Annotated in this window: 19 protein-coding genes; 7 read left to right on the top strand and 12 right to left on the bottom strand. The window is 71.7% G+C overall.

From position 1 onward, the window contains the following. The first annotated feature begins 104 nt into the window (after positions 1-104). Both OG611_RS15560 and OG611_RS15565 read left to right on the top strand, forming a co-directional pair. The gene (locus OG611_RS15560) at positions 105-1,088 is read left to right on the top strand and encodes a transcriptional regulator (RefSeq protein ID WP_266425918.1); all 984 of its coding nucleotides are present in this window, start codon (positions 105-107) and stop codon (positions 1,086-1,088) included. 16 nt (positions 1,089-1,104) lie between these two features. Continuing rightward, positions 1,105-1,458, top strand: a complete 354-nt coding sequence (locus OG611_RS15565; protein WP_266419911.1) for a hypothetical protein — start codon at positions 1,105-1,107, stop codon at positions 1,456-1,458. 566 nt (positions 1,459-2,024) lie between these two features. Here OG611_RS15565 and OG611_RS15575 read toward each other — a convergent pair. Beyond that, positions 2,025-2,951, bottom strand: a complete 927-nt coding sequence (locus OG611_RS15575) for an NADP-dependent oxidoreductase (RefSeq protein WP_266419917.1) — start codon at positions 2,949-2,951, stop codon at positions 2,025-2,027. Between the two features lie 221 nt (positions 2,952-3,172). On the opposite strand from OG611_RS15575, the gene OG611_RS15580 reads away from it, so the two are divergent. After that, positions 3,173-4,633, top strand: coding sequence for an MFS transporter (locus OG611_RS15580; protein ID WP_266419919.1), 1,461 nt, complete (start codon positions 3,173-3,175; stop codon positions 4,631-4,633). Between the two features lie 90 nt (positions 4,634-4,723). Here the strand turns inward: OG611_RS15580 and OG611_RS15585 are convergent, their stop codons facing one another. After that, positions 4,724-5,569, bottom strand: a complete 846-nt coding sequence (locus tag OG611_RS15585; protein ID WP_266419921.1) for a class I SAM-dependent methyltransferase — start codon at positions 5,567-5,569, stop codon at positions 4,724-4,726. A gap of 117 nt (positions 5,570-5,686) precedes the next feature. Here OG611_RS15585 and OG611_RS15590 point away from each other — a divergent pair, with 117 nt between their 5' ends. After that, positions 5,687-6,298: a TetR/AcrR family transcriptional regulator gene (locus OG611_RS15590; RefSeq protein WP_266419924.1), complete on the top strand. Its 612-nt coding sequence runs from the start codon at positions 5,687-5,689 to the stop codon at positions 6,296-6,298. A 62-nt stretch (positions 6,299-6,360) separates the two neighbouring features. Here the strand turns inward: OG611_RS15590 and OG611_RS15595 are convergent, their stop codons facing one another. The 3 genes from OG611_RS15595 to OG611_RS15605 all read right to left on the bottom strand — a co-directional run bounded on the left by OG611_RS15595 (position 6,361) and on the right by OG611_RS15605 (position 12,976). Further along, positions 6,361-7,122, bottom strand: coding sequence for a MerR family transcriptional regulator (locus OG611_RS15595; protein ID WP_266419927.1), 762 nt, complete (start codon positions 7,120-7,122; stop codon positions 6,361-6,363). Between the two features lie 235 nt (positions 7,123-7,357). Next, on the bottom strand, positions 7,358-9,796 hold the full coding sequence (locus OG611_RS15600) for a polysaccharide lyase 8 family protein (protein ID WP_266419930.1): 2,439 nt from the start codon (positions 9,794-9,796) through the stop codon (positions 7,358-7,360). A gap of 762 nt (positions 9,797-10,558) precedes the next feature. Next, entirely contained in the window at positions 10,559-12,976 is a 2,418-nt protein-coding gene (locus OG611_RS15605; RefSeq protein WP_266419932.1) for a SpoIIE family protein phosphatase, read from the bottom strand. 160 nt (positions 12,977-13,136) lie between these two features. Between OG611_RS15605 and OG611_RS15610 the strand changes: the two genes are divergently transcribed. Further along, positions 13,137-14,036, top strand: a complete 900-nt coding sequence (locus OG611_RS15610) for a metallophosphoesterase (RefSeq protein ID WP_266419935.1) — start codon at positions 13,137-13,139, stop codon at positions 14,034-14,036. Here the strand turns inward: OG611_RS15610 and OG611_RS15615 are convergent. The 6 genes from OG611_RS15615 to OG611_RS15640 form a co-directional block, all read right to left on the bottom strand. After that, the gene (locus OG611_RS15615) at positions 14,014-14,379 is read right to left on the bottom strand and encodes a VOC family protein (RefSeq protein ID WP_266419937.1); all 366 of its coding nucleotides are present in this window, start codon (positions 14,377-14,379) and stop codon (positions 14,014-14,016) included. The two genes, OG611_RS15610 and OG611_RS15615, sit on opposite strands and share 23 nt — an antisense overlap. 61 nt (positions 14,380-14,440) lie before the next feature. Beyond that, positions 14,441-15,343, bottom strand: a complete 903-nt coding sequence (locus OG611_RS15620; protein ID WP_266419940.1) for a glycosyltransferase family 2 protein — start codon at positions 15,341-15,343, stop codon at positions 14,441-14,443. A 103-nt stretch (positions 15,344-15,446) separates the two neighbouring features. Then, complete coding sequence (locus tag OG611_RS15625; RefSeq protein WP_266419943.1) at positions 15,447-15,848, bottom strand: MazG-like family protein; 402 nt, start codon at positions 15,846-15,848, stop codon at positions 15,447-15,449. 54 nt (positions 15,849-15,902) lie between these two features. Then, on the bottom strand, positions 15,903-16,802 hold the full coding sequence (locus OG611_RS15630; protein ID WP_266419946.1) for a PhzF family phenazine biosynthesis protein: 900 nt from the start codon (positions 16,800-16,802) through the stop codon (positions 15,903-15,905). Positions 16,803-16,882: 80 nt separating this feature from the next. Then, the gene (locus OG611_RS15635; RefSeq protein ID WP_266419949.1) at positions 16,883-17,350 is read right to left on the bottom strand and encodes a lamin tail domain-containing protein; all 468 of its coding nucleotides are present in this window, start codon (positions 17,348-17,350) and stop codon (positions 16,883-16,885) included. Between the two features lie 114 nt (positions 17,351-17,464). Continuing rightward, complete coding sequence (locus OG611_RS15640; RefSeq protein WP_266419952.1) at positions 17,465-18,238, bottom strand: SDR family oxidoreductase; 774 nt, start codon at positions 18,236-18,238, stop codon at positions 17,465-17,467. A gap of 263 nt (positions 18,239-18,501) precedes the next feature. On the opposite strand from OG611_RS15640, the gene OG611_RS15645 reads away from it, so the two are divergent. After that, positions 18,502-20,130, top strand: coding sequence for an alkaline phosphatase (locus OG611_RS15645; protein ID WP_266419955.1), 1,629 nt, complete (start codon positions 18,502-18,504; stop codon positions 20,128-20,130). Positions 20,131-20,152: 22 nt separating this feature from the next. Here OG611_RS15645 and OG611_RS15650 read toward each other — a convergent pair whose 3' ends face one another. Then, on the bottom strand, positions 20,153-21,166 hold the full coding sequence (locus OG611_RS15650) for a Gfo/Idh/MocA family protein (RefSeq protein ID WP_266419957.1): 1,014 nt from the start codon (positions 21,164-21,166) through the stop codon (positions 20,153-20,155). A 77-nt stretch (positions 21,167-21,243) separates the two neighbouring features. Here OG611_RS15650 and OG611_RS15655 point away from each other — a divergent pair, with 77 nt between their 5' ends. Further along, positions 21,244-22,566, top strand: a complete 1,323-nt coding sequence (locus OG611_RS15655; protein ID WP_266419960.1) for a multidrug effflux MFS transporter — start codon at positions 21,244-21,246, stop codon at positions 22,564-22,566. The last annotated feature ends 12 nt before the right edge of the window (positions 22,567-22,578 follow it).

The raw sequence follows: 22,578 nt of genomic DNA on the forward strand, positions 1-22,578 counted from the left end.
GAGTCACCCTCTCCGAGCTGGAAGGGCTTCTCGTCGAAGAACAGCCGGCCGAAACGGCCGTGCTCCCTGACACCCTAACCCTCCTCCACGGTGAAGATGACGATATGAAGCGCCGCGATGTCCTGGGTCTGCTCGCTGTCACAAGCGCGCTGGTCGCCCTTCCCGATTCAGGCGAGGTTCCTCAGGGGCATACGGCGGCGGCGCTCCTGGAGTCAGGGGAGGATCTGCATCGCAGCCTGTGGCAGGTCTTCACCCTCTCGGACTCCAAGCAGGCCGTCTTCCCAGCGGTCCGCAGGCAACTCGACGTCCTGACGAAGGGCCTGGCCGAGGCGCGCACCGCAGCGGACCGGGCCCGGCTGTGCACCATGGCGGCCGACCTCTACCAGCTCGCCGGTGAACTCTTCTTCGACGCCAACCGGTACACCGACGCCGCCCAGTGCTACACACTGGCCGCCAACGCCGCCCATGCCGGTGGTGACCACGACCTCTGGGCCCGCGCCATGACCCGCCACGCCTACGTCGAGCTGTACGCCCGCCGCGCGCCTGCTGCCCAGCCCCTGCTGGCAGTGGCCTCCCGGATCGCCCGGCGGGGCGACAGCGCCCTGTCCACCCGACACTGGGTCTCCGCCGTCCAGGCCCAGGTGCACGCGGCCATGGGCGACATCGACGGCTGCGCCCGGGCTCTCGACGAAGCCGAGAAAGTGCACTCCCTCGACGGCCACTCCCACAATGGTGGCTGGCTCCGCTTCGACGGTTCCCGCCTCCCCGAGGAACGAGGGGCCTGCTGCCTCCAGCTCGGCCGCCCCGACCTCGCGGAGGACGCTCTCACCGCAGCCCTTGCCCAACCCCTCTCTCTGCGCCGTCGTGCCGCAGTCCTGAGTGACCTTGCCGTCCTCGGGGCCCACCGGGGCGACGTCGATCAGGTCGTGCAGTACGCGGAGGCAGTGCTCGGCCTGGCCGACCGGTCGAACTCGGGATTCATCGGCAAGAAGCTGGACGGACTTCGAGGGCGTCTTGCCCCGCTCATGGCCGATGGCCGAGTCTCGGACCTGGATCATCGAATCGCGGCGCTTCCGCGTACCGCATGACGAGAGGGACACGCGCATGAGTGACGGTCGGATCTTCCGCGAGGCGTGGATCGCCGGGGTGACCAGGCACTACCCCGGTGAACCGAAGCCCGGCTACGTCACGCCGTGGGACGAGACGCCCGAGTGGGAGCGCGAAGCTGCCGCCGCCGTGTACGGACAGGTGCGCGACTTCATCAGGATCAGCGAAGGGCACGCCGCACGGCTCACCCGCGAGCAGAAGGGCCGGTTCGTCGCCATCTGTTGGACCGCCCAGATGTTCAAGCACTTCGAGGACCCGAAGCCCGGATACGTCGCAGACTGGGCCGACCTGCCGGCCTGGCAGCAAGAGACGGACGCGGACATCTTCGAGCGCGTCGAGCAGACCTTCTGACCTCCGGAACGACGACGCCCCGTCCGGGCTGACCTGGACGGGGCGTCTCCTTACGTAGCCATGAAGGTAGCCACGGAAGTGTCCTTCCTTCATGTTCGTGCAGGTCATAGCGTTGCGGTGACTGTTCCCGGCGTACAGCCCGACTCGTCTGCCACAGGGGTCCCTGGTCAGTGAATTTCCTGGCCAAGGGCCCTTTTCCGTCGGACTGGGGACACTCGCCGTGAGCGCGTACTGCCGGATTCGCGGCGCGCCCGATGAGCCGCACGCCGGGAGGCGGGCGACTCACCGGACTCGGCCGTGTCAGGTGTCCTGGTGGTCGGCTTGCTCCGGGGCCGGGGCCGGGGCCTCCAGGTATTCGGGGCATTCGGGGTTGTGGCAGGGGCCGGGGTGCCACACGGGTACGAAGATTCCGAGGCTCTTGTGCCGTCTCTTCACAACCGCGGTCACGGGCTGCTTGCAGACCGGGCAGACAAGCGCCCCTTGGGGACCGGTCTCATGCTCGGCTTTAATCATCCTTTAACGATAGGCGTGATGGCCGCAGCCTGCTGGTGGGGCGGCTTCTTCCGTCAGTTCGGCACGATGATCAGCTTGCCGCGCACATGGCCGCCCGCGCTCTCCCGGTGGGCGTCGGCGGCCCGGGACAAGGGGTACGTCCTCGCCACGGACAGGGTGAGTCCGCCGCTCACTACCAGTGCGGCCGCCTGCTCAAGGCGCTCACGGATCGCGTCGGGGCCGGCGAACGCGAAACGTACGCCGTGCTCCGCCGCCCGGTGATCGGCGATGGTGACCACGCGCTCCGGGTCGCCGGTCAGTTCGACGAGGGCCGGCAGCGATCCCTTCCCGGCGGCGTCGAACGCCGCGTCCACGCCCTTCACCGCGACGGCGCGGGCCCGCTCGGCGAAGCCCTCGCCGTACGTCACGGGCTCGGCGCCGAGCGAGCGGAGATACGCGTGATTGTGTTCGCCGGCCGTACCGATCACGGTCGCGCCGAGATGCCTGGCGATCTGCACGGCCACGGACCCGACGCCGCCGGCGGCCCCGTCCACGACCAGGGTCTCCCCGGCCTTCACCCCGAGGTCCGCGAGCACCTGGTACGCCGTGTTGACGGCCACCGGGAGTCCGGCCGCGACCTCCCAGGACACGCCCTCGGGCTTCCGCGCGAGCTGTGCCGCGGGCGCCAGTGCGAACTCGGCGTAGCCTCCGGAGCCGATCGAGCCGAAGACCTCGTCGCCCGCGGCGAAGTCGGTCACGTCCGCACCGACCTCCGCCACGACACCGGCGACGTCGCCGCCGGGCACCGAGGGGAACTCCACCGGCATCATCGCCGCGACGGCTCCGCTGCGCAGCTGCCAGTCCAGCGGATTCACCCCGGCGGCGCGGACCTCCACCAGTACCTGCCCGGGACCCGGGTGGGGCAGCTCGCGGTCCACCACGCGTAAGACCTCGGGACCTCCGTACTCCGAGAACTCCACAGCGCGATACGTCTCTGTCATTTTTGCTCTTTTCGTGCGGGTTCCATCTGGTTGATAAGGATCTGTGGCGATCCGTCAACTTCCTTGCCCAAGCTATCGAACGAAGGCTCGGTGGGTCATTCGGCTCCGGCTGGATCCCGCCACTCGTCCTCGTGTCGCCAACACTGGCCATTGATACCCCCAGGGGGTATATTCACGACGCATAGATACCCCCCTCCCGTATAGGAGTGCTTGCAATGGCCGTGTCAGCCGCACCAACCGCGTCAACCGATTCGCGGAGATGGTCCGCGCTCGCCCTGATCGCTCTGGCCCAGTTCATCGTCATCATGGATACGTCGATCATCGGCGTGGCCCTGCCCGAGATGCAGGCCGACCTGGGCTTCTCCCAGGAGAACCTGTCGTGGGTGTTCAACGCCTATGTCGTCGCCTTCGGAGGGCTGTTGCTGCTCGGCGGGCGGCTGTCGGACCTGCTCGGCGCCAGGCGCCTGTTCAGTGCCGGATGGGTCGTCCTCGCCGCGGGCTCCCTGACCGCGGGCCTCGCGGGCGAGGTCTGGGTCGAGCTGACCGGGCGGGCCCTGCAGGGCGTGGGTGCCGCGCTGATCGCCCCGTCCGCCCTCACCCTGCTGATGACGCTGTTCGGCTCACGGCCTCAGGAGCTGGGCAAGGCCTTCGCCCTGTACGGCGCGGCCGCCCCGGCCGGCGGGACCGCGGGAGTCTTCCTCGGCGGGGTCATCACCCAGTACGCCAGCTGGCCCTGGGTGTTCTACATCAACATCCCCGTCGCCCTGATCGTCCTGGCCGCCACGCCCGCCGTCATGCCTTCGGGTACGGGGCGACGCGGCTCGATCGACCTGGCCGGCGCGGTCACCGTCACGGCGGGTCTCGCCGCCGCCGTCTACGCCATCGTCCGCGCTCCCGAGACCGGTTGGGGTTCCGCCGAGACCTGGCTGGTTCTTCTGGCCGGTGCGGCACTGATCGTCGCGTTCGTCGCGATCCAGTCCAGGCGGCGCGAACCGCTGATGCGGCTGGGGATCTGGCGGGCGCCCAACCTGGCCGGTGCCAACATCGCCCAGCTGCTCATGGCCGCCGCGTGGATACCCATGTGGTTCTTCCTCAACCTCTACCTGCAACAGGTCCTGGGACTGGGCGCCTTCGCCTCCGGCTCCGCGCTGTTGCCCATGACCGTCGCCATCATGATCATGATGATCGTCCTGGCGCCCCGCCTGATCTCCCGGTTCGGGCCCAAGCCCCTCATCGTCCTGGGGCTCCTCGCGCTCGGTGCGGGCATGTTCTGGCTCTCGCTCGCCCGTCCGGACGGGAACTTCCTCGTCGACGTCCTGCCCGCGTCCCTGCTCTCGGCGGTGGGCATGTCGCTGGCGTTCATTCCGTCGCTCGGTACCGCGCTCTCCAGCGCCCGCCCGGAGGAGGGCGGCCTCGCCTCGGGGATCGTCAACACCAGCTACCAGGTCGGCTCCGCCCTCGGCCTCGCCGCCATGACCGCACTCGCCGCCGCGCACGGCGCCCGCGAACCCGGGGACCCGGTGGCCCTCACCAACGGCTTCTCCGCCGCCTTCCTGGGAGCCGCGGCCCTCGCCGTGGCCGGCGCCCTCGCCGCCCTGCTGACCCTGCGCAGCGCACCCGCACCCGCACCCGCCGCCGAGGGCGTGGGCGGCGGCGAAACGTCGGAAAAGGGCGCAGCCTGAAAAGGGGCGGCTGTCCGCCGATGACCGCGGCCGGGCGGCGCCCGCTGCCGAGGGCGGGTGTCCGCCCCGGCAGCGGACGCCGCCCACCGGTCACCCGGGCCGTCGGGCGGTGACCAGCCAGGCGGTGGTGAGCAGTTGGAGCGCCCCCTCCCGCTCGTGGGGGCGCAGAAGGTCGACGAGCCTGCGCCGGGCCCGGTCCCGGACGTCCTCCCCGACCTGGTCCATCAGGTGCCGGCCGGGACCCGATTCCAGCACGAAGCCGGCCGCGTCGGCGGCGTCCCGGCCCCATGTCCCGTACGCCTCGGCGGGTGCGGTGCCGATCGCCTCGTACCCGGCCCGGGACAGCACGTCGCGCACGGTCGCCGGGTTCGCCAGCGAGAACATGCCGGGACCTCCCGGGGCGCCCAGTCCGCCGACGGGCAGCAGGTCGCGCAGCCCCCGGACGGCCTGAAGCCACTCGGTCCGGTCGGGCTCCGCGGGGCAGACGAAGGCGATCCGGCCGCCGGGGCGCAGAGCCCGCCCGATATTGGTGAAGGCGGCGACGGGATCGGCGAAGAACATCACTCCGAAGCGGCTGATCGCGACGTCGAAGGTGCCGGGCCCGAAGGGATGGACCTGGGCGTCCGCCTGCTCGAACGTCACATTGCCGAGCGCCTCGTGCCGCGCGGACTCCCGCGCACGGGCGAGCATCGGGGCCGACAGGTCCAGGCCCGACGCCCGCCCGCCGCCGGCCCGTCGTGCGGCGAGACGGGTGGTGCACCCCGCCCCGCAGCCGATGTCGAGGACGCGGTCCCGTTCGGCGATCTCCGCGGCGGCGAGCAGGGGTTCGTTGAATCCCGCGTTCACACGGTCCCAGCGGTCCTGGTTATCGGCCCAGTACGTCCCCTCGTAACCGTTCCATGCCTGCTCCTGCTCCGTGTTGGCTATGTGTCGCATGGGTGCTCCCCGATGAATGCGGGCGCCCGGAGGTGTGGGACAACTAGTATGGGCGGGCGCCCATTCAAGGTATGGGCAATCGCCCATACTGTAAACAGGTCAAGAGGAAGGGGTGCCATGTCACCGCGTGGTGTGACGATCCCGGACGTCCGTGAGCGGCTGTTCGCCGCCGCCGAGCGGGTGCTGGAACGCGAGGGGCCGGGAGCCCTGACGAGCAGGGCGATCACGGGTGAGGCCGGCTGCGCGAAGGGCCTTCTGCACGCCCATTTCGACGGACTGGACGAGTTTGTCGCGGAGTTGGTCCTGGACCGGTTCGCGCGAGTGGCCCGGCACGCCGAGGAGCTCCGGGGGAGGGCGGGGCAGGGCACCGTCGCGGAGAACCTCCTCGGTACCGCTCTCGCGCTGCTGTCCTCGGCCGGCCCCACCGTCGCCGGCCTGGCACTCACCCGTCCCGCGGCGTCCTTGCGCATCCGGGAGGCGTTGGAGGGCGGTGCGCCGGGCTTCGACACGGTCCAGGACGCGATCACCGACTACCTGGACGCGGAACGGCACGGCGGCCGGATCGCCCAAGGAGCCGACACCGCCGCCGCGGCACTCGCCCTGGTCGGGACCCTCCACCACCTGCTCATGACCGGCGGGCACGACCGACAGAACGAGCGGGAGCGGGCCGGGCACCTGGTGGCCCTGCTCGAAGCCGGCCTCCGGCGCGGGCCCGACGACATCGGGTGAGCCGGGGCGGGAGCGGGGGGTGCCGCCGCGGACCCGTTCCCGCGGCGGCACCCCCGTCCGGTTCAGCTCAGCCGGTTCGCGGCGTACGCCTCGATGGCGTCCCGCTGATACGCGGCCAGGCCCGGCGCGATCGACTCGTACGCCGCGCGCCACTGCTCGTTCTCCACGCAGGAACGCCCGATCGCGCGGAACTCCTCGGCGGAGACCCTCCGCAGTGCGGTCAGGGCCCGGTGCTGGGCCTCGATCTCGGCCTGCACCGGATCGGCCCCGGCGGGCACCCCCGCGGCCAGCAGCTCGGCCAGTCGGATCATCTGCGCCGTGCGCTCGCGGTGTCCGGCCTCGATCTGCGCCTCGCTCATCGTCGAGGTGTGCCGGCCGATCTCCTCGGCCAGCTCGGGGAAGTCGCGCAGGCTCGCCTCGTACTGGGCGGGCCGAACGCCCTCGAAGAGGTTCTCCGGTCGGTTGATGGCGGTCATGGGTCCACCGTCCTTTCTGGACTCCTCCAGTTCGGTGATCGTGCGGGAGACGGTGCCGGCCAGCGCGTCGATCCGGTCGCGCTCGGCGAGGAGCCGGCGGTGGTGACCGCGCAGGGCCTCCACCTCATCGACCTGCGCGGCCAGGATCCGCCCGATCTCGGGCAGACCCAGGCCCAGTGCCCGCAGCACGAGGATCTGCTGCAGCCGCAGCAGCTCGCCCTCCCCGTAGCGGCGGTGGCCGTTGGAGCCGATCCCCGCGGGCGGCAGCAGGCCGATCTCGTCGTAGTGCCGCAGCGTCCGGGCCGTCACGCCCGACATCCGGGCGACCTCCTCGATCGGCCAGACCATCGCCGCCTCCTCTCACGATCACCTCACCGGGCCGGCCTCTCCGGCCCTGGTCAGGACGGTAGAAGCTGCCGCTGCGGCAACCGCAAGCCCGGCATCCAGGATCTCCCGCCGATGCCCGGGGGGCGCGCCGGGCAGGCCCGTGATCACGGAGCCCGGCCCGGAGATCACGGAGCCCGGCCCGCGACCACGGAGCCCGGCCGGTGACCACCGCACGATCACCGCACGCGGCGCGTGATCACCGCACCCGGACGCGCACCGTGTGCGTGGCGCCGCGGCTCTTGCTCAGGTCGCCGTAGGTCACGGTCACCGACGAGCCGGTCCGGACGTCGCCGACGCTGTCCGCCTTGGACAGGACGGACTTGACGGGCCGCCGCCAGGTGAGGGTGAGGCCGGTGACGGTGCGGGACGGGTCGGAGACGCAGATCGTGGCGGTGCCGTCGCGCTTCTCGTGGATCTGCACGCAGACCGGCGCACTCGCGGTGACCTTGCCCGCCGTGCCCGCCGCCCAGAAGTTGACGCCGGTGAAACCGAGGGAGGGCACACGGATGCCGGTGCGCCCGGCGTCATTGGCGAGGATCTGCAGCCAGCCGGTGTCCTTGGCACGGGCGGCGGTGCGCGTGCTGCTCGCGCCCGGCAGCAGGATGTACGCGTAGGTGCTGTCCGCCGGGTCGGTGCCGTGGTCCTGCCAAAGGGTCAGGTAGCGACGGGTGTTGGGCGTGGCGGTGCCGCCGTCGTTGATGTCCTTCCAGGCGCCGGTGCGCTCCTCGCGCAGCGCGTGCAGTTCGGTCCCGCCCGGGAAGACGTAACCGGCATGCCGGTCGAGGTGGGCCCAGGTGGTGGTGCGGGTGGTGGTCCAGCCCTGGGTGGTGGGCTGAGCCCGGCCGTCGAGCAGTAGCCGCTGCGTACCGCTCGCGCCGAGGCAGCGGTTGTCGACGACCGTCTCGACGCCGGCGCCGTCGGCGGAGGTGATGCCGGAACCGAGGCAGACCACGCTGTCGTCCAGCCAGAACCACGACTTGCGGGCATGCATCGTGCTGGCCAGGCCCTGGAGATGCTGGCCGGTGGTGCCGAACTCGCCGTCGCCGGTGCCGCCGACCCACTGCGTGCCCGGCACCGGGTTGGCCCAGGCGCCGCCCTGCCCGTCGGCGAGCCGCTTCCGGGAGACGGTGGTGCCGGGCAGCCGGTACGGGTCGACGGTCGGCCAGTACGCGTCCGAGTACTGCTCAAGACCCGCGCCGTCGCCCCACCACTGCAGCCAGCCCGCACCGGTGTGCCAGCCGCGCTTGTTCTCCCCGTTGCCGAACTCGTAGTGGGCGATCCGCTCGGAGGCCATGGAGAGACCGGCGCCCCAGCCACGGCGGCGGTGGGTCACCCGGTCCATGTTGTGGAAGACGCGGTGCGCGGACGGCTCCGGCGACGCGGTGACGGTCGCGTCGTCCAGCAGCGTCTGCAGCCGGGCGGTGTTGACCAGGCTCAGGGAGCCGTCCTTGAGCGCCGGGGCGTAGTAGTCGCGCTTCAGCCAGCCCTTGACCATGGCGCGCCAGCGGGCGTTCTCCTCGGGGCCGGCGCCCATGCCGAGCAGCACGATGGAGGCCATGACGCCGTGGGCGCGGGTGTGGTCGCTGGAACCGACGCGGGTGATGCCGCGTCCCGAGACGTTGTCCATCATCAGGCCGTCGTAGATGAACGGGGCGATGGCCGCGTCGATGGTGTCGAGGAACTGCCGGCTGCCCGGATCGGTGATCTCCCAGGTCGAGCCGCGCAGCAGGGCGAAGAGCCGGCCGAGCCCGTCGTTGAGGACCGCGCCGTAGCCACCGATGTACGGGATGGAGGTGTGCTGGACGAAGGAGCCGTCCGGGTAGAAGCCGTCGCCCGTCGTGACGTACGGGAAGACCGGCGAGAGCGCGGCGACCGCCAGCGTGACCTTGGCGGCGTCGGCACCGACGATGCCGCGCAGGATCATGCCGCGGCACAGGTCGACGCGGTTGGCACCGGTGCTGGTGCCGGTGTACGAGCCGACGGCGGAGTCGGGCAGGAACTTGTCGACCGCCTTGCAGTAGGCGGCCCGCTGGGCGTCCGTCAGGGCGTCGTGGAGCAGCACACAGGTGTCCATGAGCGCCTGGGGCGCGCCGATCTGCCAGTTCCACCAGTTCCCGTAGCGGGTGGTCGTCTCGTTGAAGACGTCGGCGTGGAGGTGGTCGAGGCCGGTGATGACCGCGTCCCGCAGGCCGGTGTCGCCGGTGACCCCGGTGCCGGGCTGGGAGTACGCCTCCGCCATGGTGCGCAGCCGGTTGTAGCCGGTGTTCATGTTGGCGGAGAAGCCGAACGATTCGGTGTCGGTGTCCGGGTCGGGGTCGAGATAGACCAGGTCCGGCCAGAGGGAACCGGGCGCGGGGGCCATCGTGGAGCGGTAACCGGTGGCCTGGGCGCCGAGGTCGGCGAGCTTGGACTTGAACGGCTCGGCGGTCGGGCTGAAGCCGGTCCCCAGGTAAAGATCGCGCCACTTCGCACGAAGGGCGGCGAATTCGTCGGCGGCGCCGGCAGCGGCGGTGGCGGGCGAGGGGGCCGAGGGGGAGGCGGAGTCGGACGCGGACGCGGCGGTCGGCAGGCCGAGGGCGAGCGCCGCACCGCCGCCCGTGGCCAGCAGGGCACGACGGGACCAGGCAGATGTCATCGAAGCTCCGGGGGAAGAGTGAGCCAGTGCGGGAAGGCCAGCGTGGTAAGCGTTTTCTAGCATGGGGGCGTTGGGGGACTCAAGAGGCCGCTCGGGCCGCTGCCGGTCTCTCGGAGGGGGAGTACGAGCGCGACTGCGCCCCTGGTCACGAACGGGAAAAGGATCCGATGGATACCTTCCGGCGGGGTTGACGGCCTCGCCGGTCCCGGGTCAGGGTTCGTTTCAAACAGGCAGGCTCCCTGTTTGAAAGAGCGTCATGTCCCTCCCCGTCGGTGGCCTTTCGGGCCGATGCGCGGCGCGTGGCTCGACGCCCGTGCACCTCAGGGCTGTCCGCGCGGGCCGGCTCCCGACTCCTGCGTACCGAAAGCGAAATGACATGACACGTCGCTCCGCCCGGCCCGGACTCGTCCGGGCCGTCAACGACCGGCTCGCTCTCGATCTCCTCGTGGAGTGCGGGCCGTTGAGCCGCTCGGCGCGGGCCGACCGGACCGGCTTACGTCGAGGACCCGGCACCGGAGCCGTACCGGTGGCTCCGGGCGTACGGCGCGCCCGGCGGACTCGACACGCGATGGCACGGCGAGTGCGGAGAGCGCCGAGCGCGCGGAGGGAAGGCGTGATCGGCCACTTCCGCGTATCCGCCTGGCAGTCGGGGGCGGCTTTCGCGGCCATGGGGTGATGACGCATCGGGTTGCCGCCGATGAAGACGCGGATGGACCAGCCGCTCCGAGCGTGCGTGGACCAGCCGCTTCGCATGTGCGTGGATCAGCCGCTCCGAGCACGAGGGGCGTGCGGGGTGTCCGGGATCGGCTGCTCGGCCCAGATCGTCTTGCCGCGCCGGGTGTAGCGGCTGCCCCAGCGCGTGGTGAGCTGGGCGACCAGATACAGGCCGCGGCCCCCCTCGTCGGTGAGGAGGGCCCGGCGCATGCGGGGCTGGGTGGCGCTGGGGTCGGAGACCTCGCAGGTCAGCTGTCCCGCTCGGATCAGCCGCACCTCGACCGGGCCGCCGGCATGGCGGATGGCGTTGGTGACCAGCTCGCTCAGCACCAGTTCGGTGGTGAAGACGAGCTCCTCCAGTCCCCAGGCACGCAGCTGCCGGGCCGCGTCCTGCCGTACCCGGGCGACGGCGACCGGGTCGGCGTCCACGGGCCAGACCGCCGTGTTCCCGGGCGGCACCGCGTGGGTGCGGGCGAGCAGCAGGGTGACGTCGTCGGCGAGTTGGTGCGCGGGACGGCCGGAGACGATCTCCTGGCCGAGCTCCCGCAGCGGTGCGGTGGTGGTGCCCGGCCGGGACAGTCGGCGGCTCAGTTCGGCCATGCCCTCGTCGAGGTCGCTGTCGCGTCCCTCGATCAGCCCGTCGGTGTAGAGCACGAGGAGGCTGCCGGGCGCCAGTTCGACCTCTGCCACCTCGAAGGGCAGACCATTGACGCCCAACGGCGGACCGGGGTTCAGGGGCACGTACGAGACGGTCCCGTCCGGGGCCACGACGGCGGGCGGGGGGTGCCCGGCGGAGACCATCGCGCAGCGCCGGGAGACCGGGTCGTAGACGGCGTACAGGCAGGTGGCGCCGATCGGGTCGGCCCGGTGGCCGCCGGGTGCCCCGCCGTCGTCCGGCCGGCTGGGCCGAACGGGTCCGCCGGGCCGGTCGGGTTCGTCGGGCTCGTCGGGCTCGTTGGGCTCGTCGCGGAGCTGGGAGACCAGGTCGTCGAGGTGGACCATCAGCTCGTCCGGTTCGAGATCGAGGTCGGCGAGGGTGCGGACGGCGGTACGGAGCCGCCCCATGGTGGCGGTGGCCCCCAGGCCGTGGCCGACCACGTCCCCGGCGACCAGGGCGACCCGGGCGGAGGACAGCGGGATCACGTCGAACCAGTCGCCGCCGACGCCGGTGGCGGTATCGGCCGGCAGATAGAAGCCGGAGGTGGTCACGGCGACGGTCTCGGCCTGCGCGGGCGGCAGCAGACTGCGCTGCAGGCCGACGGCTGCCCGGTGCTCCCGGGTGTAGCGGCGGGCGTTGTCCAGCGCGAGGGCCGCACGAGCGGCGATCTCGCACAGGAGGTCCAGGTCGGCCGATGCGTAGCCGGGCCGATCGGGGCCGCGCCGGACGGTCACCCGGCCGAGGAAGATGCCCCGGGCCCGCAGCGGGGCGGTCATCGACGCCGGGGAACGGCCGACGGCCGGGGCGCAGTGGGCATCGGCCGGGACCACGGTGCCGGTCGGCACCTCCGCCGCCCGCTCCCCGGCCGCCGCGGTCAGGCGCAGCGGCAGCAGCCCGTCCTCGCCGGGAGCGGGCTCCTCGCCCGTGAACACCGACTCCGCGATCTCCACCACGGCGAGGTCGGCCAGTCCGGGCACCAGCACGGCGGCCAGTTCCTCACCGGTACCGGCGACGGACAGCGATCCGCCGACGGCCGCGGTGGCCTGATGCAGAATAGCCAGGCGCTCGTCCGAGCGGCGCTGCTCGGTGACGTCCGTGAACAGCGCGGTGACGCCGAAGACCTGCCCGTCCGGTGCCTGGAGCCGGAACGCCGAGATGGCCATCACCACCCCGCCGCCGGGATCCTCGATGGTCCGTACCGTCTCCTCCGCCAGGATCAGCGGCCGGCCGGTCCGCAGCACCTCGCGCAGCCGTCGTTCGACCGCCTCGGCGCCCTCGGCCTGCAGGAAGTCCCCCAGGCGCCGGTTGCGCAGGTCCGGCGGGAGGCCGGTGTACGGCAGCAGCTGGGTGTTGGTCCTGACCAGCCGCAGCTCCGCGTCGAACACGGCGAGACCCAGCCGGTCCTGCAGGAAGAGTTCCCGGGTGAACGCCTGGTCCTGCCGCCAGCGGTCGACCGTCCCGACCGGAGCCCAGAGCACGAGGTACCCGGTCGCGCCGTCGGCGGACGCCAGCGGCAGCGCGTGGAAGACGATGCCCAGGTCCTCGCCCCGGCCGGTGCGCACCACGGCCTCGCCGGACCAGGCGGTCTCCCGGTATCCGGCCGGCGGTTCGGGACCGGCCGCCGGGTCCGCGAGCAGCTCCACGGCGGGACGGCCGCAGACCTGCTCGGCCGGAAGCGCGAACAGCTCCTCCGCCGCGGGTGTCCAGCCGATGACGAGTCCGTCCGCATCGAGCAGGGCCCCGGCCGCGCTGTCCGCGAACGGGAGCCCGTTGTGCCCGGGTGCGCCCGGGAGGGTCTTGCCGTCCACCTCGTTCTCAGCTCCCTCTCACGGCCCTGCCGGCGGTCCCTCGCCGCGCCCACGGACGTCTCCATCATCCCTCCGCTCGTTCCGGCCGCCAGTTCCGGCAGCCGGGCCGGTCCGCGGTGGGGCAGTATTTCGTTCAGGCACCTCGGCGGGAAGGTTCTGCATGTCCGATCGCACCGATGGAAGCACCGGCTCGCTGCTGGCGGTGAGCGACCTTCATGTGGGGGTGGCGGACAACCGCCCCCTCATCGAGTCCCTGCGGCCCGATTCCGACGAGGACTGGCTGATCGTCGCCGGTGACGTCGCGGAGCGGATGGCGGACGTGGAGTGGGCGTTGCGGCTGCTCGCGGACCGGTTCGCCCGGGTGATCTGGACCCCGGGGAACCATGAGTTGTGGACGCCGGAACGCGATCCGGTCCGGCTGCGGGGCCAGGAGCGGTACGAGCACCTGGTCGGGCTGTGCCGGAGCCTCGGGGTGGCCACTCCGGAGGACCCGTACCCGTTGTGGCCGGGCCCCGGCGGGCCGGTGGCCGTCGCGCCCGTGTTCGTGCTGTACGACTACAGCTTCCGGGCGCCGGGCACCACGACCAAGGAGGAGTCCCTGGCGTACGCGCGCCGGACGGGGGTGGTGTGCACCGACGAGTACCTGCTGCACCCCGACCCGTACCCGAGCCGCGACGCCTGGTGCCGGGCTCGGGTGGCGGAGACGGAACGGCGCCTCGCGGCACATGACCCGGAGGTCCCGCTGGTCATCGCCGGGCACTGGCCCCTGGTGCGCGAACCGATGGACGTCCTGTGGTACCCCGAGTTCGCCCAGTGGTGCGGCACGCGGCTCACCGCCGACTGGCACCGGCGCTTCAACGTGGCGGCGATGGTCTACGGCCATCTGCACATCCCCCGCACGACCTGGTACGACGGAGTGCGCTTCGAGGAGGTCTCCATCGGCTACCCGCGGGAATGGCGCAAACGGGGCCACCCCAGGGGCCTGCTGCGGAAGATCCTCCCGTACGACGGCGACGGCGTGGCCGGGCAGGGGGCCGTCAGCGGTGGCCCAGCACGTTGACGACGCGGCCGTTCGGGTCGCGGACGAAGAAGCGGCGTACGCCCCACTCCTCGTCGCGCAACGGGTACACGATCTCCGCGCCGCTCTCCAGCATGGCCGCGTGGGCCGCGTCCACGTCCTCCACCTCGATGCTCATGTCCGGTGTGACCGGGGCGGTCGCGTCGGCGCCCATGATGCTGAGCTGGACCGTGGGGTGGGAGGCGGAGGAGAGCGTCATGATCCAGCCGTGGTTCATGACCTCCTGGAGGCCCAGCAGACCGTAGAACTCCGCGCTCCGCTCCATCCCTTCGGCGGCGGGGCCACCGGCGGTCCGGATGTTGGGGACGATTCTGCGGACGGACATCGGCAACTCCTGTCGCGGGACTGACTCCGTGCCACCCGTCATCGGCGGACCCTGAAGCGGATCAGATGACCGGCGGCCGTCCCAGTTTCGTCATCCGCCACACCGTGCGCCACCGCATCGGCTGCCTTCGCCCGCACGGGGTACGGACACCCTCGGCGAAGCCGCCGGCCCAGGCGCGCAGACCCGTCGCCGACCGGGTGCGGGCCACGGTGAGCAGGGTCCAGATGCCCAGGTAGGCCGGGACCAGGGGGAGGGGCAGGTTCCGGCGGGCCAGCCAGACCCGGTTGCGGGCCGTCATCCGGTAGTAGACGGAGTGCCTGGCCGGGGAGGTCTTGGGGTGCTGGAGCAGCAGATCGGGCTCGTAAAGGATCTTCCAGCCCGCGTCGAGCGCCCGCCAGGACAGGTCCGTCTCCTCGTGTGTGAAGAAGAACTCCGCCGGCCAGGGCCCCGTCTGGGCGAGCATCTTCATCGAGAAGGCGTGGCCGCCGCCCAGGAACGCGGTGACCGGTCCGCGCCGCATCGGGTCGGAGGCGCGCAGGCGCGGTACGTGACGGCGCTGGGTCTCGCCGTGCTCGTCGGCGATCCGGAAGCCGATGATGCCGAGTTGCGGGTCGGCGGCGAACAGCTCCCGGACCTTGCGGAACACCCCGCTGTCGACCAGGAGTCCGTCGTCGTCGAGTTCGATGACGAGATCCACGTCACCGAACTCCGCCAGCTTGGCCAGGGCGACGTTGCGGCCCCCGGGGCAACCCAGGTTCTCCGCCAGCTCGATCGTCGTCACACCGCCGGGCAGATCGGACAGGCCGGGAAACGCGCCGAAGTCCGGGAGGGGCGATCCGTTGCCCACGACGACGAGGCGGGCCGGACGGACGTCCTGCCCGGCCACCGAGGCCAGCAGGGCCTCGACCTGCTGCGGGCGGTCGCCCATGGTGACGATGGATACGGCGATGCGCGGTTCGGACACGGTCGGCACTCCTGGTCTCGCTGCGGTGTCCGCGATCGTAGCCCCAAGAGATCGTCGCCCGTTGTTCAGCCACCCGTTGCCGCCCTGCCGGGCTCCGTGATTCTCAGGGTGCCGTGCCGGGGGTCCGGCGGGACGGGCCGAGCGGGGACCGCGGACGTGCCGCGACGCGTCGCACATGCCGGTCGAAGACGGCCGCCGCGTCGGGGGTGAGGGTGCGCAGCGCGACCATCGCCGTCACGATGACATCGCAGAGCTCGGCCTCCACATCGTGCCAGGAATGGCTGGCGCCCTTGCGCGGGTTCTGGCCGGTCGCCCCGATGACGGCCTGGGCGACCTCGCCGACCTCCTCCGACAGCTTCAGCATCCGCAGCAGCAGATCCTGCTCGGGCGGGATGCCGGTCTCCGCGTCGAGCCAGCCGTGCAGCTCGTCGATCGTCCGCCAGGTCTCGTGGTCCCGGTCGTGGGGGGTGTCCTGCCGGGGGCGGTGGGTGCTCTGCTGGTCCATGGTGCTCAGCCTGCCAGCCGCGACCGGCCGGCCGAGCGCCTCGGCGCGGGCCCGTCAGTCCCCGATGCGGGTTCCCGTCCCGCTCACCCGCACCCGGGCGTCGCCCGCCCGCAGTTCGACCGTGAGCGTGCCGGGGCGGCCCATGTCCTCGCCCTGGTGGAGGGTGAGGAGCGCGGTGTCGGGAACGAGGCCCTCGGCGCGCAGATAGGCGCCGAAGGCGGCCGCCGCCGCGCCGGTGGCGGGGTCCTCGACGACGCCGCCGACCGGGAACGGGTCGCGGACGTGGAAGACGCCCGGCGCCGCCCGCCACACCAGCTGCAGGGTCGTCAGGTCCAGCCGGTGCATCAGTGCTTCGAGGCGCGCGAAGTCGTAACGGAGGTCGGCCAGCCGCTCACGGGTCGCGGCGGCCAGCACCAGATGGCGGGCGCCCGCGAAGGCGATCCGGGGCGGCAGTGCCGGGTCGAGATCGGCGGCCGGCCAGTCCAGGGCGGCGAGCGCCTCCGCCAGGTCGTCGGGGGCGATGTCCGCGACATCCGGTTCGACGCTGGTGAGCGTGGCGCGGAGTTCGGCGCCCTCCCGGGTGACGGTGACCGGGACCGTGCCCGCGCGCGTGCCGAACACCAGGTCGCCGGGGCCGTCGCGCTCGGCGAGCGCCAGGGCCGTCGCGACGGTGGCGTGGCCGCAGAACGGGACCTCGGCCTTCGGGCTGAAGTAGCGGATGGTGTACTTCCGGGCGCCCGACGCCCCCGCACCGCCCGACGCCCCCGCACCGTCCGGCTCTCCCCGCCCGGTCAGGAACGCCGACTCGCTGTAGCCCAGCTCCGCCGCGACGGCGAGCATGGCGGCGTCGTCGAGACCGGACGCGTCAAGGACGACCCCGGCCGGATTGCCGCCCTCCGGGTCGGCGGAGAACGCGGTGTAACGCAGGACCTCGATACTTGGAATCTGGCTCATGCCGCAGGTCAACCCTGCCGCGGCCCGGGGCATTCCCTTCCCGTCGGCAAAAAGGGGTGCCCCGGCCGCGGTCGCCCGGCTCAGTGGCAGTTCTTGGTGCCCTTGCTCGACTTCGTCCAGGAGCAGGAGTCCTGAAGCTTGCCGTTCGGCTTGATCAGCCGGGCCTTGTCGCCGGTGTTGTTCCAGACGTACGAACCGCGGTTCCAGTACACGTTGCCCGAGGCGTTCTTGCCCCGGCCGGTGTGGACCTTGACGGTCTTGCCCGCGGCGATGGTGTAGCTGCCGAAGGTGTACGTGTAACCGGTGTTGTCCTTCAGCTTGTAGCCCTTGAGCTGCAGCTTCGACTTGCTGTTGTTGTGGATGTCCACCCACTCGGCGTTGAGGGACGTGTTGCTGCGGGTGTCCTTGCCGGGGCTGTCGTACTGGATCTTGCCGAGGTGCAGCCCGCCCTGGTGCGGGGCGGCGGAGGCGGGGGCCGCGACGAGCAGCGAGCCGGCCAGAGCGGTGGCGGCGGCCAGGGCGAGGGGGGCCACGGTTCGTATGCGCATGCTGTGTTCCTTGTGTGGAGTTTTGGTGAAAGAGTGTCAGCATAAGGGCAGCGCACGGCCACCCGGCGCGCGGGGGGCGACCGCCCGCGCCGGGGTGCTCGTCGGAGCGTCCCGTCAGCCGCGGCCCACGTACGGCATCGCCGTCGCCAGGACCGTCGCGAACTGCATGTTCGCCTCCAGCGGCAGCTCCGCCATGTGGAGCACCGTCCGGGCCACGTCCGCCGCCGCCATCACCGGCTCGACCGCGAGTTCGCCGTTGGCCTGGAGGATGCCGGTCCGCATCTGCTCGGTCATGTCCGTGGCCGCGTTGCCGATGTCGATCTGCCCGCAGGCGATCCGGTACGGACGCCCGTCCAGCGACAGCGACTTCGTCAGCCCCGTCATGGCGTGCTTGGTCGTGGTGTAGGCGACCGAGTGGGGGCGCGGCGCATGGGCGGAGATCGAGCCGTTGTTGATGATCCGGCCGCCCTGCGGGTCCTGTTCCTTCATCAGTCGGTACGCCGCCTGCGCGCACAGGAACGCACCCGTCACGTTCACGTCCACCACCGAGCGCCAGTCCGCCACCGAGAGGTCCTCCACGGGGACGGAACGCGGGCCGAACGCACCGGCGTTGTTGAAGAGCAGATCGAGGCGGCCGAAGCACTCCCGCACCGAGGAGAAGAGCGCGCTCACGTCGTCGGGGCGCGACACATCGGCGGGGACGGTGATCACCCGGGCGTTCTCCCCGGCCAGTGCGGCGGTCCCGGCGAGGGGTTCCGGGCGCCGGCCCGCGAGCGCGACCGACCAGCCGGCGCCGGTCAGGGCGAGCGCCACCGCGCGGCCGATCCCGGAGCCCGCACCCGTCACGACCGCCGTCTTCGCATCGGAATTCAACGCTTTGTTGCTCATGACGCCGCAGCGTACGCCGTTCCTCCCCGGGGTGCGTGTGAGGCCACATGGGGTCAAGACGGCGCGTGCGGCGGCGCGTTCACGCGTAGGCCGGGCGTCGAAGATGATCATTGTCATCGTCTCGGATGCGTGTTTTGTCCCCGCGGACCCATTGCTGCCGCATTCCTCATCCACGCGACGCCCGAGCGACGCGAACACGACAGCCGCTCGATGTGCTGAGCCGGTGAACTGCTCGCGTACACCACCAGCCAGGGGAGGGTCAGATGACAGATTCATCGCACCAGCAGGAGTTGCGCGACGCCGCCAAGCAGGTCGGGCGACGCCGCTTCCTCACCGTCACCGGCGCCGCCGCCGCGCTCGCCTTCTCGGTCAACCTGCCCGCCGCGGGCACCGCGAGCGCCGCCGAGCTGGACTCCAGGAAGATCGGCGACGACCCGTTCACCCTCGGCGTCGCCTCCGGTGACCCGCTTCCCGACTCGGTCCTGCTGTGGACGAGACTCGCACCGCGTCCCTACGAGGCCGGCAGCGGACTGCCCCGGGCCCGGGTGCAGGTGAGCTGGGAACTCGCCCGCGACGAGCGCTTCTCCCGCGTCGTGCGGCGCGGATCGGCCACCGCCCACCCGGAGTTCGACCACAGTGTCCACGTCGAGGTCAAGGGACTCGACGCCGACCGCGTGTTCTACTACCGCTTCCGCACCGGGACGTGGACCAGCCCCGTCGGCCGGACCCGCACCGCCCCCGCGCACGGTGCCCGCAACAGCTCGCTGAGCCTGGCCGCCGTCTCCTGCCAGGCGTACCACGACGGCTACTTCACCGCGTACAAGCACCTCGCCCAGGAGGACGTCGACGTCGTCTTCCACCTCGGCGACTACCTCTACGAGTACGCCGTCGACGCGACCGGCGGAGCCCGTAAGTACGCCGACCGCAGGCTCCCCGCCCACTACAACCGGGAGACGGTCACGCTGGAGGACTACCGGCTGCGGTACGGCCTCTACAAGTCCGACCCCGACCTGCGCGCCGCCCACGCCGCGCACCCCTTCGTCGTCACCTGGGACGACCACGAGACCGAGAACAACTACGCGGGCGACACTCCCGAGAACGACGTGCCGCCGGAGGAGTTCCTGCTGCGCCGCGCCGCCGCGTACCGCGCGTATTGGGAGAACCAGCCGCTGCGCGCCCCGCAGCGCCCCACCGGCCCGGACATGAAGCTCTACCGGCGCCTGCGGTTCGGCCGGCTCGCCCAGTTCGACATCCTCGACACCCGCCAGTACCGCAGCGACCAGGCGTACGGCGACGGCTGGCAGACGCCCGGACCGGAGTCCCAGGACCCGTCGCGCACCATGACCGGCGCCACCCAGGAGCGCTGGCTGATCGACGGCTGGCACGCCTCGCAGGCCACCTGGAACGTCGTGCCGCAGCAGGTCGCCTTCGCCCAGCGGCGCGACGTCCCCACCGACGCCTTCAAGGTGTCCATGGACGCGTGGGACGGCTACCCAGCCTCCCGGGGCCGCATCCTGAAGGGCGCCGAGGCCGCCGGGGTCGCCAACCTGATGGTGCTGACCGGCGATGTGCACGTCGGCTACGGCTTCGACCTGAAGAAGGACTTCGACGACCCCTCGTCCCGCACCGTCGGCACGGAGATCGTCGCCACCTCCATCACCAGCGGCAAGGACGGCTCGGACCGGCCCGGCAGCTGGAACAACCAGATGCAGGCCAACCCGCACATGAAGTTCTTCAACGGCCGCCGCGGATACGCCGTCGTCACACTGGGCCGGGACCGGGCGCGCGCCGACTACCGCACGGTGTCCGCCGTCACCACGCCCGGCGCGCCCCTCGCGACGGCCGGGTCGTTCGTCACCGAGGTCGGGAACCAGGGCCTCACCCCTGTGTGAGGCCCCTCCCGGACTGCCCCGGTCAGCCGAGGTCGTCGGCCGGGTAGCGGACGCCGATGCGGTCACGTACCGCGTCGAGCGTCCGCATCACGGCGAGCGACCCGTCCAGCGGCACCAGCGGCGACTCCGTCTCGCCCGCCCGCAGCGCCCGTGCCACCTCGGCCTGCTCGAACTGCAGGCCGCGCAGCCCCGCACCGGCCGCCCCGGCGGTGAACTCCTCGGGGTCGTGTCCCGCCCGGTGCAGCACGAACCGCTCCGGGTAGAAGAAGCCGCGCGGGAACTCGATCCGGCCCTTCGAGCCCGTGACCGCCGCGGTCTGCGGAGTGTCCGCGACGACCGAACAGTTCAGCAGCGCCGAGGCGCCCGCCTCCGACCAGCCCAGCAGCATCGCGGTGTGCAGATCGACGCCCTCGGGGGAGAGCACCGCGTCGGCCTGCACCCGGTCCGGCTCACCCAGCAGCAGATGCGCGAACGACACCGGATAGACCCCGAGATCCAGCAGCGCGCCGCCGCCCAGCGCCCGGTCGCGCAGCCGGTGTTCGGGACCGAAGGGGCCCGCGAGCCCGAAGTCGGCCTGCACGGAGCGGATGTCGCCGATGGCGCCGTCCCGCACCAGCTCCGTCATGCGCCGGATGACCGGGTTGCAGTACGTCCACATGGCCTCCATCAGGAAGAGGCCGCGGTCCCGGGCGAGCTTCACCAGCTCGTCCGCCTCCCGGGCGTTGAGCGTGAACGCCTTCTCGCAGAGCACGTGCTTCCCGGCCTCCAGGCAGAGCGCCGCCGCCTCCCGGTGCGCCGAGTGCGGCGTCGCGACGTACACCACGTCGACCTCCTCGTCGGCGGCGAGATCGGCCCAGTTGCCGTACGCCCGGGGTATCCCGAACCGCTGCGCGAACGCCTGTGCCGAGGCATCTGTCCGAGATGCGACGGCCACCACTTCCGCGTCCGGCATCGACCGGAGATCCTCGGTGAACGCCGCGGCGATACCGCCGGTCGCCAGCACACCCCACCGCACAGCGCCGCTCGTGCCTGTCATGTCTGCTCCCCAAAAGGTCTCGACCAGTCCGGCTGAGCTGAGAGCATAGATGCGGATTCAACGACATGGAGATGAGAATGCCGGAGAGCGGCGCAAGCCGGGCCCAGCAGGAACGCACACACATACCGACCGCCGGGACCGGAGCCTCGGAGCCCGGAGCCACCGGCGCACTTCCCGGAAAACCGGCCGCTGCCGAAGCGGCCAGGCGCACCGGACTTCTCGTCACCCTCGTCCTCGGCGGCCTCACCGCGGTACCGCCGCTCTCCATGGACATGTACCTCCCCGCCCTGCCCGCGGTCACCGAGTCCCTGCACGCTCCTGCCGCCACCGTCCAGCTCACCCTCACCGCCTGCCTGACCGGCCTGGCGCTCGGACAGGTCGTCGTCGGACCGCTGAGCGACCGGTGGGGCAGGCGCAGGCCGCTGCTCCTCGGCATGGTCATCTACGTCGTCGCCACCGCGATGTGCGTCTTCGCGCCCACCACCGGGCTTCTCATCGGCTTCCGCCTTCTCCAGGGCCTGGCCGGTGCGGCGGGCATCGTCATCGCCCGTGCCGTGGTGCGCGACATGTACGACGGCGTGGAGATGGCCAGGTTCTTCTCCACCCTGATGCTCATCTCCGGCGTCGCGCCGATCGTCGCCCCGCTGATCGGCGGACAGGTGCTGCGGTTCACCGACTGGCGCGGAATCTTCGCCGTCCTCACCGTCGTCGGCCTGGCGCTCACCCTCGTCGTCTGGAAGTGGCTGGGCGAGACCCTGCCGCCGCAGGACCGGCACACCGGTGGCCTCGGCGACGCGCTGCGCACCATGCGGGGACTGCTCGCCGACCGGGTCTTCACCGGCTACATGATCGCGGGCAGCCTCGCCTTCGCCACCCTCTTCTCGTACGTGAGCGCGTCGCCGTTCGTCATGCAGGAGATCTACGGGGCGTCGCCGCAGACGTTCAGCCTGCTCTTCGGCATCAACTCGGTCGGCATGATCATCGTCGGCCAGATCAACGGCAAGCTGCTGGTCGGCCGGGTCAGCCTGGACAAGGCGCTCACCTTCGGGCTCTGCGTCATCACGCTCGCCGCGCTCGCGCTGCTGCTGATGACGACCGGGGTCTTCGGGGAGGTGGGCCTGGCCCCGGTCGCCGCCGGGCTGTTCGTGCTGATGTCGGCGATGGGGATGGCGATGCCGAACACGAACGCGCAGGCGCTGATGCGTACGAAGCACGCCGCGGGGTCCGCCTCCGCGCTGCTCGGCACCTCGTCGTTCCTGATCGGTGCCGTCGCCTCGCCGCTCGTCGGGATCGCGGGCGAGGACACGGCCGTTCCGATGGCTGTCGTCCAGGTGGTGTGCGCGGTGGGCGCGGTGGTCTGCTTCCTCGGGCTGTGCCGGCCCTGGCAGCGGACGTCGTGACACGGGCGGCGG

This window comes from Streptomyces sp. NBC_01363 (assembly GCF_026340595.1).
Lineage (GTDB): Bacteria > Actinomycetota > Actinomycetes > Streptomycetales > Streptomycetaceae > Streptomyces.